The sequence below is a fragment of the Leptospira bandrabouensis genome, assembly GCF_004770905.1.
Lineage (GTDB): Bacteria > Spirochaetota > Leptospiria > Leptospirales > Leptospiraceae > Leptospira_A > Leptospira_A bandrabouensis.
Genome location: NZ_RQHT01000014.1, coordinates 1,902,064 through 1,913,886, shown reverse-complemented (window position 1 = coordinate 1,913,886; position 11,823 = coordinate 1,902,064). Strand labels below are relative to the sequence as shown.

The window sequence follows — 11,823 nt, the reverse complement described above, 5'->3', positions numbered from 1 at the left end:
TTAGCCAACTCTCTCTTGTATTTTCCAAATGCCAGTTTTGGCTGTTTCTTTGGCATAGGTTCGAAAGTCTTTTGGCTTTCGGCCTAATGCCAATTCTAAATCGTTTACTACTGATTCATTTCTTCCATCAAGGACTGTACGAAATAAATAATCGATTAACCATAAAACATCTTCTGGAAGCCCAAATTCTTTTAATGTCGACAAATAATCGTCTAAGGGAAGTTCTTCGAATGGAATGGTTTGGTTTGTAACTTCCGCTATCGTTTCAAATACATCTCTAAAACTAACAAGTTCGGGGCCTGTCAGTTCATACAGTTTGTTTTTATGATTTTCAGTGACAAGAGAGGCAAAGGCTAGATCACAAAGATCATCCAAATCCACAAATGGCTCTCTGGTTTCGACTTTTGGAAATAATACCCTTCCTGCTAATATGGATTCTAGAAACATACCTTCACTAAAATTTTGTAAGAACCAACTCGACCTAAGGATGGTCCATTCTAATCCGGAGTTTTGTACAATTTGTTCGCATGCCCTTGCTTCTGGTTCCCCTCTTCCAGATAACAATACAAGACGTTTTACTTGATTTTTTTGACAAACCTGGACCAAAGTTTTTATGGCTTCTAGTGAAGAAGGCACTGCTAAATCTGGTTGGAAACTAATGTAAACTTGGTTTATTCCTTGTAGGACATCATTCCAACTTTCTGGTTTTTCCCAATCAAAAGGTGGCTCTGCATTTCTTGACCCCAACCTAACGGGGTAACCTTCTTGTTTGAGTTTTGATAGAATTCGGGATCCAGTTTTTCCGCTGGATCCAATGATAAGTGTTATTGGTTTCATAGATTTAAAGATACAGGAAACCAAAAAATAAAAATTGAACAAACCCGACAAAGGTTAAATTTTTTCTCGAAATCGGAATGGTTTTTCTTTAGTAAATGATTTGAATTGGCGGATAAAATGTGACTGGTCCGAATACCCACTCATATAGGCAACATCGGTTAACTTAGGTTTATTTCCTCCATCTAACTCACGTAAACTGGACTGGAATCGAATGATGGTAGAAAATTGTTTAGGCGTGAGACCTACATAATTTTGAAACCTTCTCTGGAGGGTTCGTTCAGACAATCCATGTTTATTAGATAACTTTTTAATTTCGCAATTCCCATTTTCCTTTAAAATTTCTTCGATACAAACCTGTAAAATAGGATCAGGACGAAACTTCTCCCCTCTTTCTAGAACAAATTTTATTAATACAGAAGAAGCAAGTGAAGAAGAGAACTCATTGATCGCAATTCTAAAACCGGGTTCCTTGCTCCAATCCAAAGCAGGAATGGTCCAACATGAATTTGTTAGCTCAATGGCAGGTATTCCAAATGATTCTTCCACTAAAGCAGGGAAAAGTTGGACCATCACAAAGAAAAAAGGGCCGTATATTTCGATTTGAATTGGTTCTATGGTTTGTCCATACACAAAGACTGGATCCATAATTTTGGATTCTGATCCAACATAAACCGTTACCGGTTTTTCAGAATGGAAAAATACAATTCCAGGAAATCCATCTGCATAAAAAGGGAGCAACTGCCTTTCTTCTTTATCTGATTCAAAAACATAAACAGCTTGGATGAATGACTTTTCTTTCGGACTTAAACTTGCTTTCCATACTTTCATGTGTATTCTTTAAATAATCGTCCGAGGAACTCTCGGACTGGTTTCTTTTTCTTAAAAAAGATGAAAAAGAAAAAATTCCTCACTCACAATGGACTTAGACTTTTATTTTATATCTTTAGATATTTTTTTTATCATTTAAAACTACAAAATTGAAATCTCACATAACAGATGTATTAATTTTTTTTATTGAAAACATGATTTTCATTTTTTACAAATTTACAGGGGAAAGTGGCAAAAGCGAATGTGTTCTTAATGGTAAAATTATCAATTCTCGATTTAGTATTTATCAACGAAGGAAACACCGCAAAAGATGCACTTGCGAATTCTGTCCGTGTGGCAAAGGCTGCGGAAAGTTTAGGTTACCACCGCATTTGGGTTGCCGAACACCATAACTTCCCTTCGATTGCCAGTGCCGCTACTTCTGTGGTCATCGGACATTTGGCAGGGCATACAAAGAAAATTCGAATTGGTGCCGGTGGGATCATGTTGCCAAATCATTCTCCACTTGTCATTGCAGAACAATTTGGAACTTTAGAGAGTTTATATCCAGGAAGGATTGACTTAGGTCTTGGTCGCGCTCCAGGAACCGATCAACTCACCTTACGTGCGTTAAGACGTGATGCGATGAGTTCACAAACTTTTCCAGATGATGTCCAGGAACTACTTACTTATTTTGAAGATGACGGAAACCAATTACAAGTTCGTGCGATCCCAGGAATGGGAACTCATGTACCCGTATGGATTTTGGGTTCCAGCTTGTTTGGCGCCCAACTGGCAGCTATCCTTGGACTCCCTTATGCATTTGCTTCCCATTTTGCACCAGCTGCTCTTATGGAAGCCATCAGTATTTATAGAAAACAATTTCGACCCTCTGCTTACTTGGAGAAACCTTATGTGATGGTTGGAGTAAATGTAATAGCAGCGGATACAGACAAAGAAGCAAAGTTTCTTTTCACAAGTTCCCAACAATCGTTTACACGTATCCTCAGAAATGCAAGGAGCACGTTTCCTCCTCCTATCGAAGATATTGATTCTTACTGGTCCCCACAAGAAAAACAAATGGCTTCCCAAATGTTATCTTATTCAGTTGTAGGTGCAAAAGAAACAGTTAAAGAGGGAATCACAAAGATACTCGAGGAAACAAAAGCTGATGAACTAATGACAGTTACCTCTGTTTATGATACAGATGCCAAAATCAGATCCTTAGAAATTTTATCAAAATTGGAAATTTGACTTCTATGAAATATAACTCAAAAGCGCTATGGTTTGTCTCACTTGCCCTCCTCATTTTTTCCTCTGTCTCCTGTTCTCGTGGTTGGTTACGCAGCAAAATCCAAGAACGTTTTCAAAAGAAAATGGATGAAAAACCAGCACCCATTGCTTCCAGTGATCTCTCCCAAAAAATCGAAAGTCCAGGTGATTATACCTTTACTTTTCCTTTTGACGGAATTCCACGTTATTACAAAATTCATGTACCTAAATCATATTCACCTAACAAAAAAACTCCATTACTCTTTGTATTGCACGGTGGTGGTGGAGATATGGAAATTCAATCAAACGAAGATTATTATCACCAAATATCTAAATCAGAAGATAATGGACATATTGTCATATTTCCAAACGGGTATAGTAAATACAAATCTGGCAAAATTGCTACTTGGAATGCAGGAAATTGTTGTGCCGAAGCTCGAGACAAAAAAATCGATGATGTTGGCTTTATTAAAGAAATTTTAAATTACACCACTAAACAGCTGCATATTGACAAATCCAAAGTATATTCTACGGGGATGTCCAATGGAGCAATGATGAGCTATCGCCTTGCTTGTGAAATGACAGACAATCTCACAGCAATCGCAACGATTGCTGGAACGGATAATACAATTTCCTGTAATCCATCCAAACCAATTTCTGTTTTGCATATTCATGCAAAAGATGATGATAAAGTTTTATTTTATGGTGGTGCTGGAGAAAGTTTTAGAGACAGGTCTCTTGTTACTGATTTTGTTTCTGTTCCAAAATCCATTTCCAAATGGGTCCAATTCAACCAGTGTAACCCAACTCCCAAACGAGTATTAGACGAACCAGGTGTGACTTGCGACGAATACAATGAATGTAAAGAGGGTGTGAAGGTAAAACTTTGTGTCACTGAAAATGGAGGTCACTCATGGCCGGGTGGCAAAAAACCCTCTCTATTCTTTGGCTCGGCCTCACCATCAATGGCCATCAAAGCCAATGATGTAATGTGGGATTTTTTTAAAGACAAGTAACCTAAAATGATATCAACTAGAATATGAATCTTAGTCCTATCCTAGTTGATAAAACACTTCCAGGTTCCTATGATTTTTCCTTTTCGTAAAAGAACCACTTCACCCATCTCCGCCATCACCTTTTCACTTTGTGTGGGGCGAAAAAAAACGTAATCATCCGGTTGCAATGCAGTGGCCAAACTTCCATTTAAGATCCCTTGGTTTGTGCTTGCCCCATACAGACTATTATCAAAAAGACCTTGCGGTGATTCTTTTTTGGCAAGATAAGCACCACCATAAATAAAATATGTTACCTGTAAGTTCGGATTCCATATAGGAAATAAAAACGAAATAGATTCTAAAAAAGGAATGGTTGTCCCGTCCAATCGCTTCAAAACGGGAGCTGCAATATAAAACGCTGGTTTGTGTTCTTTGAGTGTAATTACATCAAAATCGGTAGGCATTACAAGGGCCGAACCAACAGAAACATCATTCACAACTTGTTGGTTCTTTTGATAAAACCGGTAAGTTTTACTTCCCCCACCATTCATAAGTAATTCTTTATTAAATAAGGAAGGAAAAGATTTTTTAGCATCACTCACAAATCCTTCATATTTTTTTAAAGAGGATTCAATCTCTTTTTCAATTGCCTCTGTCTTGTCACCTAACAAGTTCGGAACGGAAGCCACATGAGGCTCATATCCCATAAATCCTCCAAATTCTAAATGATTTGGATGATCTTGGATTTTCGAAATAGATTGAGTTGTCAAAGTCGGATAAGTAAATCCTCCCCGGTGTAGCCCAATATCAATTTCTAAAACAATATTTAATTTTATGTTCTTCGATTTAGCAAATTCCAAATATTGGTTGAGTCTAGTTTCGGTATCCACTAACCAATGGATTTTTTGGAACCGATCTTTCTTTGATTTTTGGTAAATTTCTTCTAAAGCACGAACTGGCATCGGTTTCCCAAGTAGAATATCAAACGAAGAAAACTCGGGATCTCTTAGTAACATCACAAGGTCACCAGAATGAAAAACCATTAGACGCCTTGTGTTAGTTGCCTTTGTAATATATCTAAGAAGATCCAATGAAGGAAGAGACTTTACAACGATACGGTAGTGTAAAGGAGGTGGGATGTTTTTGGAAAGTGTGGATAAATTTTCATCCAATCGGTCCAAATCCAAAAGTACTACAGGTTTTCCAAATCCATTTGTTTTTAGCTCTTTGTTTATTGCGGAGAAATATTCTGAATATGATGAACCTTCGTCTTTTGGTTTGAAGATTAAAACAACGACGATAATAATTATTAGAAAAACCCAGATATATAACTTTCGATTTTTAAACATAAGTTACCAACTTACATTGATTATCAAAAATGTTTGGTAGATGTAAATAGAAAAAAGTTTTCTTCACAATCCCCAAAGTTTACACTGAACAGTTCAAAACCTTAAGGATTATATAAAACTCAAAAATAGAAAAAAATAGAAGTTTATTATATTTTAAACTTCTCGATTTCCGACTTTAACTCATCGGCAAGCACACCTAAATTGTTTGCGGCAGCAGTTACTTCTTCGGAGGAAGCAAGTTGTTCTTCAGAAGAAGCTGCAATGGCCTGCGTACTATCAGAAATTCCATTGGAAATTTGTGCTAATTGTTCGGTCGATGCATTTAATTCTTCCGTGCTCGCAGAAATTTCTTCTGTAGTGGCAGAAACCCCTTGCATTTCATCAGTTACTTTTTCAATTGATCCGGCAATCCTTTCAAAAGTTTGACCTACTTCGTTTACCATTGAAACACCTTGGTCGACTTCCCTACTGCCATTTTCCATCATCGCTACCGCAGATGATGTGTTTTTTTGAATTTCCCCAATCAATACACTGATTTGTTTCGTTGCATCTTCCGAACGTTCTGCCAACTTTCGAACTTCGTCCGCTACTACCGCAAAACCCCTTCCCTGTTCTCCAGCCCTTGCCGCCTCAATGGCAGCATTGAGTGCCAGTAAATTAGTTTGGCTTGCAATTTGATTGATCGTTTCTACAATTTGTCCAATGGCTTTCGAATTCTCACCTAACACATGAATACTGCTCGATATACCACTTACGGAAGAATTAACAACTGCCATCTGTTTAATGGTAGTTCCAATAACATTTCTTCCCTCTTGTACTTTTTCCAAAACTCCATTCGCTAAATCAGAAACGGTTGCAGTAGATTCAGCAATTTTTGCTACAGCTTGCGCGTTCTCAAGCATGGCCCGTTTATTTTCTGTAAAAGCAACCAATTGAGATTCTGTGCTTACCGCAACCTGTTGAATGGATTTAGCAATGCTGCCAGCAACGGCAGAAGAATGTTCTGCACCTATGTACATTTCTTTTGCTGACTCAGCCACTTTAACGGAAGAATTAGATACATGTTTCATCATCTCTCGTAAGTTATTTGCCATTTTATTAAAGTCATCACCAAGGATTCCAAATTCATCCTTAAATGCTAAATCGACTTTTTCGCGGAGGTCTCCTTCGCTTGCCTTCTCCACAACAAATTTAATTTTCTGAATTCTTTTTGCAATGAAGGAAGCAAGGATATAGGAGAATAACATCGATAAGGTTAAACTGATTGCGGCGCTAACCAAAAAAACAATTTGCATTCCACGTAATCTTCTTTCGTAAATGATCTGCTCACGTCCACCGGCTCCAATGACCCAATTCCAAGGTTTATAATAAGCTTGGTAAGCCATAAAGGTATAAATAGGTTCACCAGGGTTTTGCCAAATTTCACGTAACGGGTATCCAGTCGCCTTTGGGTTTCCCCAAGTATCTCGCACAGTGTATTTTCCTTCGATTTGGTAATCCCAAATATTAGCACCTTCGATATTGAATGGATGCATAGTAGCAATCCCTTCTGGTGTGATCCCCCAAAGATACATATAATCATTTGTAGACATTTTAGTTTTGGAAATATCACGATTCCCATCTGGCATCTTTGGTCCGACAATGTATTCTTTGGCCATGTCTTGAGCTTCTTCTAATGTCATGTCACCTGCCTTAACTCTTTCGTTTAAAGCATCCACAAGTCCAACCGCATCCTTAAGTACGTTGGTAAACATTTCTTCACCGACATTCAAAACCTGCTCTTTTGCAGTTGTATAGGAAATATAAAAGATACAAGTAAGGACAATTGATAGAATCAAAAATATAAATAACATAAGTTGGCCTTTAATTCCAATTGCCCTACTTGTGTTGATTTTTTCTTTTACGGATTTTTGAGAATTAGAAGTAGAATTTGTCATATAATGTTTCTGTTCATTTGTATTATAATGATCCAAACCAATCACTAAAAATTTAGCAATTCTGAATATTTTCTTTAGTTTTTTCTAAAGAAGATTTCGGAAAAGACATTTTGTACTAAATACTTGCTTAACTATGTAAATCCGCATCAAAATTCTAAAACAAGAGACTTTGGTAGTTTTCTTAGGAATTATACGAGGAAATAGATCCCTTTTTTGTCTCAATTTGAGTTTTAGAATCAGATTTTTTTTATTTTTTTTCTCAGGACAAACGCATTTTGTCCTACCTAGCTTGTATTCTGTTTTTACTGAGGTTAACAATAAATGGAATACATTGAATCACTTTTGGAAGAATACTATGAGCTTTCTGAAGCGTTATTGGCACTTGGTGGGCCGAACAAAGATTCAGATCTTTATGATGAGATTTTATCAATTGAAGAAGAAATCTGTTGGGAATGTTCACTACCTGCTTCAATTAAAAACCGACAACTCTTTCAATTTTACAAACCAAGTGAATCAAGAGAAACCAACATCCAAAATGCAATCCATTCTTTGGAACAAGCAAGATCCAAATATTTTTATAAACCTGAAAAAACATTTTCCCAGTTTCTAGAAATGAATGCAAATCATGATCTAAAAAACATTAGAGTTCCTATGGTCAATGGCACATTTTATGAATTTTTATATCCAGTTTGATTCTTTAGTAGAATCATTATAAGAGATACAACCTAAGGTTTTCCAGTTTGCCTTAGGTAAATTCCTTTTCCAATCTGTCAAATCCAGCATTAGTTCCTTCCACACGACCGCGGATTTCTTCTTCAGTAGAAAAACCTGAAACCTTTGGATCTTGTAAAAGTACAATCTGTTCGGTAAATATCATCTTTGTTCTACCAATTATTTCTGACTCAAAAAGCACAGTTACCAAAGAAACAGAGATGCGAATGTTATTTACATACATTCCGAAAGCATATACAATCCTTTCATTCGGGATGATGTCATAATAAGTGGCATCAAATACATGACGACTTCCGGCTGGTGTTAATACAAGGTTCGTTTCTTTTCCACCAACCTGGAAGTCCAAACCGAATTCGACAGTTTTCCAGTCATCATGACAAGCAAACCATCTTCTTTTGGAATCAGGGTTAGCCCAAGCAGCAAAGGCCCTTTCTTTGGAAGCAGGTAAAATCCTTTCAATCGTAAATGTTGAATTTCTGACTTGTTTTTCTTTCACTTTTATGCTCCGTCGGAATTCTCTTCCGATGTTTCGATTAAAAAATTTCCTAAACGATCAAAACTGCGATTCCAGGCGGTCTTCCTTTCTTCTATCCAAGAATCAATTCCTGTCAGTTGTTTAGGATCCAATCGATACGTGCGAACTCGACCTGTCTTTTCGGAAATAACAAGCCCTCCATCTTCTAACACTTTTAAATGTTTTAAAACGGAAGGTAAGGCCATCGTGAGTGGTTCAGCTAATTCTTTTACAGAAGCAGGACCAAGACTCAATCGTTCGACCATCTGCAATCGACTACGATCGGCGAGTGCATGAAAAATATGTTCCAAACCTTGTGTATTATACTTCATAGCGGAATCGATTCATAGTTTTCTTAGGGAAAAAGGTGTCTTTACTTTTTTTCTTTTAGAAATCGTTTTGGAATTTGATCAAATAAAGGATACATATAAAAATAAGGCTCAGCTTCAGCTATCGTTCGTTTGACGGAAGGTCTTTCCAATAGCCTTTCAAAATAGGCGGTGAGTTTTGGATAAGAGTTCCGGAAACTTAAAATTGTATCTGTATAAAATAATGCAGGAGCTGCAGAACAATCTGCCATACTAAAATGATCACCAGCAATAAAGCGCTGAGAATTCAATTTTGCCTCAAGCATACCATAAGCAATCGGAAGTTTTTGGTAAGCTTGTTCCACACCTAAATGATCTCTTTGGTTTTCGGGTCGCAAACGATCGACCACAATTTTCTGCATAGGTTCACTGACATAAAGATCGAAAAATCGATCCCACAGTTTTGTCTCTAAGGCCAAAGGAAATTCAGAAGGAATCAGCTTCACTTTTCCTGGATAAAATTCATTTAAATATTCAATAATAATCGTGGTCTCAGGGACCGTCTTTTCCCTGAAACGATCCCGAAGGAGAGGGATTTTTCCCACGGGCCAATAAGCGAAGAGCTCCGCACTGGATTCTTCAGATAATAAATCCACCAATCGAGGTTCGAACTCTGTTCCATTTTCATACAAAGCGATGAGAACTTTATGACAAAAAGATGCGAGAGGATGGTAATAGAGTAAAAGTTGGGGAGTTTGATAGTTATCCATTTGGAAAACTATTATCAAATAGGGATTTAAGTGCAAGTAAAATAGTTAGCTAAAAGGGAAACTTTCTTGCTGAAATACCTTTTTTTGATCCTTCGCCAAGGGGAAGGAAACGGCGAACATTCTAAGCAAGAAATATACTCAATGGGATTCAAACATGACATTTGGGATAGGTCAAATTTCCTACACGTGACATCCGGGACATGGTATAAACAATAGGACCATGTTACCTTGGGTGGCATGAAAACATCCAACCAAACCAATCTACATTGTGACAGGTTATACCAAAGATCCATTCAGTTTCTACGTTGGAACCTACCGGTTTTAACTTGGACTGTGATTTCACTTTCTGTCTTAAAGTGTGAAGGAACTTCTCCCGATCCCAAAACCATTCTTGTGCCATTGCTCGTTGCAGCGGAACCAAATACATCGGCAAACCTTGGAGGGAATCAATCAGGTTCAGGAACGGAAACTCCTATAGGAGTCGGTGAGATCCCCGCAAGTCCTCCATTACTCAATGAAGTTACTTATATCACAAATCCTGCAAATCCAGCAGACGACCCCTACTCCACCAAGGGATTATTACAATTTCAAAAAACAAGCGTTAGCTTCCAGAAACCAGTTCCCGCAAATACTGAAATTAATTTTTATTTTGGAAAAAACAATATGGCATTAAATCCAGATGGAACAGTAACGAATGCAATAGAAACTTTGAAACGCACAACTAGTAACTTTTCTGGTTTTACTTACCTTTGTGATTCTGATAAAAAATACAAAGTGTTCGTTGTGGCAAAAAATGAATTTGGAATCGCAACAAAAGAACTAAGAATCGGACATGCAAGAAAGTGTGCGGATGCACCAAAGACACCGGCATTTTTTGGGGACTGTAATGACCACTGCATTGAAGCTACAAAGGAAGGTGATACCATAGAGCTTACTGCAAAGTTCAACTTACCGGTTCAGGGGTCATCTCTTAACTTAGATATAATTGGATACAGTCCGAGAAGTTTGCCAGAAACAATTGCCCCTTTTGCCGACTTAGAAATCCCAATCCCAAATGCCGGCTTTCATACAATTAAAACAAGTTTCAACATTCAAAATAAAGAACTCCTGTGTGCGAGAGTGGAATCCACCTTAATTATGGGCCAACCATTTCAGTTTACCATCACAAATGGATATATAAGTATTCCCAATGAATGATAACAAATTAACAAATTCCAGATGTTACTTTGTAACAAAAATCCAAAGGACATCTGGGATTGAAAATCATTCGAAACCAATTACAAAAGAACCAAAGTTTAAAAAACTTTTTTACCATTTCCATACCTTTTCTGATTTTACTTTGGGCCTCATTTTTGTAATCAGCTTGGTCACAAATTGTTCTCCATCGGAACTAGAAAACACATGTGATATAAGTTCAAAATCTTATGAAAAAACCATTGCCGCAAAATTCATACTCAGCGACTCAAATCCTCTTTGTTTATCCGCGAATTCGTTTAATCAAACAGACTTCACTGTTGGTGGAAAAATTTTTGGATTAACTGGGAGCGGTTTGACATTGATTTTAAATCATAATAATTCAATTACGATTCCTTCTGGTAGCACAGAATTCTCTTTTCCCATCCAGATTCCAAAAGGTGCTCATTACGAAGTTAATTTTGGCAGCCAAGCGGAAGGTAACTTCTGTGAGTTGGTAAATTCTACGGGGACAGTTTCCAATAAAAACATAAGAGATATTGAAATCAACTGCCAACCCTCCTGTTTAAAATGTATTATATTCATAACTCAGAATGGTTACCCTGCAAATATCGGTAAAGCATCAAACTTTGACTCTAGTTGCCACTCTGACCCAAACTACCCTGGTTCTGGTACTTACAAAGCAATGGTTGTCGATGGGATTTCACGTCGAGCCAGTATCACTGCTAATTTAGGAGATGGTCAAATGGATTGGGTTTTTAAACCCAATCAAGCTTATATCAGGCCAGGTGGGATCAATATAGAAACATCCAACGCCAAAGGATTATTTACATCAGCCCTATCTGCTCCAATAACAACCATTAGCTCCGACCATTGGACCGGTCTCAATACAGATTGGACAACCAACTTAGATGGTGTTTGTTTGAAGTGGACTACAAACTCTGCTTCTGAACTTGGAACCGCTGGAGATGCATATACTCAAGATATTGTGACCCTAACAGCAGGAAAAGGACTACAAAATTGTTCCGTGAATCGAGAGTTAGTTTGTGTAGAACAATAAAAATTGAATCAATATTTCGAATTAACAAAACGTTTATTTAGTTCGATA

General features: G+C 37.4%; 12 protein-coding genes. 5 read left to right on the top strand and 7 right to left on the bottom strand.

The window, feature by feature from the left end; translation table 11 throughout:
- Positions 1 to 837: an SDR family oxidoreductase gene (locus EHR07_RS16155; protein WP_135746001.1), complete on the bottom strand. Its 837-nt coding sequence runs from the start codon at positions 835 to 837 to the stop codon at positions 1 to 3.
- Positions 838 to 891: 54 nt separating this feature from the next.
- Complete coding sequence (locus tag EHR07_RS16150) at positions 892 to 1,665, bottom strand: helix-turn-helix domain-containing protein (protein WP_135746000.1); 774 nt, start codon at positions 1,663 to 1,665, stop codon at positions 892 to 894.
- A 252-nt stretch (positions 1,666 to 1,917) separates the two neighbouring features.
- On the opposite strand from EHR07_RS16150, the gene EHR07_RS16145 reads away from it, so the two are divergent.
- Together EHR07_RS16145 and EHR07_RS16140 are read left to right on the top strand one after the other, a co-directional pair.
- Positions 1,918 to 2,898 carry an LLM class flavin-dependent oxidoreductase gene (locus EHR07_RS16145; protein ID WP_135746332.1) on the top strand — a complete coding sequence of 327 codons (981 nt, stop codon included), beginning with the start codon at positions 1,918 to 1,920 and terminating at the stop codon, positions 2,896 to 2,898.
- A 5-nt stretch (positions 2,899 to 2,903) separates the two neighbouring features.
- Positions 2,904 to 3,932, top strand: a complete 1,029-nt coding sequence (locus EHR07_RS16140) for a CE1 family esterase (RefSeq protein WP_135745999.1) — start codon at positions 2,904 to 2,906, stop codon at positions 3,930 to 3,932.
- 41 nt (positions 3,933 to 3,973) lie between these two features.
- On the opposite strand, the gene EHR07_RS16135 is transcribed toward EHR07_RS16140, so the two are convergent.
- The gene (locus EHR07_RS16135; protein WP_135745998.1) at positions 3,974 to 5,260 is read right to left on the bottom strand and encodes an alanine racemase; all 1,287 of its coding nucleotides are present in this window, start codon (positions 5,258 to 5,260) and stop codon (positions 3,974 to 3,976) included.
- Between the two features lie 146 nt (positions 5,261 to 5,406).
- Entirely contained in the window at positions 5,407 to 7,197 is a 1,791-nt protein-coding gene (locus EHR07_RS16130; RefSeq protein ID WP_135745997.1) for a methyl-accepting chemotaxis protein, read from the bottom strand.
- 321 nt (positions 7,198 to 7,518) lie between these two features.
- On the opposite strand from EHR07_RS16130, the gene EHR07_RS16125 reads away from it, so the two are divergent.
- Complete coding sequence (locus EHR07_RS16125; protein WP_135745996.1) at positions 7,519 to 7,890, top strand: hypothetical protein; 372 nt, start codon at positions 7,519 to 7,521, stop codon at positions 7,888 to 7,890.
- A gap of 52 nt (positions 7,891 to 7,942) precedes the next feature.
- Here EHR07_RS16125 and EHR07_RS16120 read toward each other — a convergent pair whose 3' ends face one another.
- Genes EHR07_RS16120 through EHR07_RS16110 form a run of 3 tightly spaced genes read right to left on the bottom strand, consistent with a single transcriptional unit; the run spans position 7,943 to position 9,521 of the window.
- Positions 7,943 to 8,425: an SRPBCC family protein gene (locus tag EHR07_RS16120; RefSeq protein ID WP_135745995.1), complete on the bottom strand. Its 483-nt coding sequence runs from the start codon at positions 8,423 to 8,425 to the stop codon at positions 7,943 to 7,945.
- 2 nt (positions 8,426 to 8,427) lie between these two features.
- Entirely contained in the window at positions 8,428 to 8,775 is a 348-nt protein-coding gene (locus EHR07_RS16115; RefSeq protein WP_135745994.1) for an ArsR/SmtB family transcription factor, read from the bottom strand.
- Positions 8,776 to 8,816: 41 nt separating this feature from the next.
- On the bottom strand, positions 8,817 to 9,521 hold the full coding sequence (locus EHR07_RS16110) for a glutathione S-transferase family protein (RefSeq protein ID WP_135745993.1): 705 nt from the start codon (positions 9,519 to 9,521) through the stop codon (positions 8,817 to 8,819).
- Positions 9,522 to 9,758: 237 nt separating this feature from the next.
- Here EHR07_RS16110 and EHR07_RS16105 point away from each other — a divergent pair, with 237 nt between their 5' ends.
- Together EHR07_RS16105 and EHR07_RS16100 are read left to right on the top strand one after the other, a co-directional pair.
- Positions 9,759 to 10,718: a hypothetical protein gene (locus EHR07_RS16105; RefSeq protein ID WP_135745992.1), complete on the top strand. Its 960-nt coding sequence runs from the start codon at positions 9,759 to 9,761 to the stop codon at positions 10,716 to 10,718.
- On the top strand, positions 10,711 to 11,775 hold the full coding sequence (locus EHR07_RS16100) for a DUF1554 domain-containing protein (RefSeq protein ID WP_135745991.1): 1,065 nt from the start codon (positions 10,711 to 10,713) through the stop codon (positions 11,773 to 11,775). Before EHR07_RS16105 ends, EHR07_RS16100 begins: the two co-directional genes overlap by 8 nt.
- The last annotated feature ends 48 nt before the right edge of the window (positions 11,776 to 11,823 follow it).

Excerpts from the sequence above, each read along its gene's own strand:
- EHR07_RS16145 (WP_135746332.1), top strand. The coding sequence starts at position 1,918 with ATGGTAAAATTATCAATTCTCGATTTAGTATTTATCAACGAAGGAAAC.
- EHR07_RS16100 (WP_135745991.1), top strand. The coding sequence starts at position 10,711 with ATGAATGATAACAAATTAACAAATTCCAGATGTTACTTTGTAACAAAA.
- EHR07_RS16140 (WP_135745999.1), top strand. The coding sequence starts at position 2,904 with ATGAAATATAACTCAAAAGCGCTATGGTTTGTCTCACTTGCCCTCCTC.
- EHR07_RS16150 (WP_135746000.1), bottom strand. The coding sequence starts at position 1,665 with ATGAAAGTATGGAAAGCAAGTTTAAGTCCGAAAGAAAAGTCATTCATC.
- EHR07_RS16155 (WP_135746001.1), bottom strand. The coding sequence starts at position 837 with ATGAAACCAATAACACTTATCATTGGATCCAGCGGAAAAACTGGATCC.
- EHR07_RS16105 (WP_135745992.1), top strand. The coding sequence starts at position 9,759 with ATGAAAACATCCAACCAAACCAATCTACATTGTGACAGGTTATACCAA.
- EHR07_RS16110 (WP_135745993.1), bottom strand. The coding sequence starts at position 9,521 with ATGGATAACTATCAAACTCCCCAACTTTTACTCTATTACCATCCTCTC.
- EHR07_RS16135 (WP_135745998.1), bottom strand. The coding sequence starts at position 5,260 with ATGTTTAAAAATCGAAAGTTATATATCTGGGTTTTTCTAATAATTATT.
- EHR07_RS16130 (WP_135745997.1), bottom strand. The coding sequence starts at position 7,197 with ATGACAAATTCTACTTCTAATTCTCAAAAATCCGTAAAAGAAAAAATC.
- EHR07_RS16115 (WP_135745994.1), bottom strand. The coding sequence starts at position 8,775 with ATGAAGTATAATACACAAGGTTTGGAACATATTTTTCATGCACTCGCC.
- EHR07_RS16125 (WP_135745996.1), top strand. The coding sequence starts at position 7,519 with ATGGAATACATTGAATCACTTTTGGAAGAATACTATGAGCTTTCTGAA.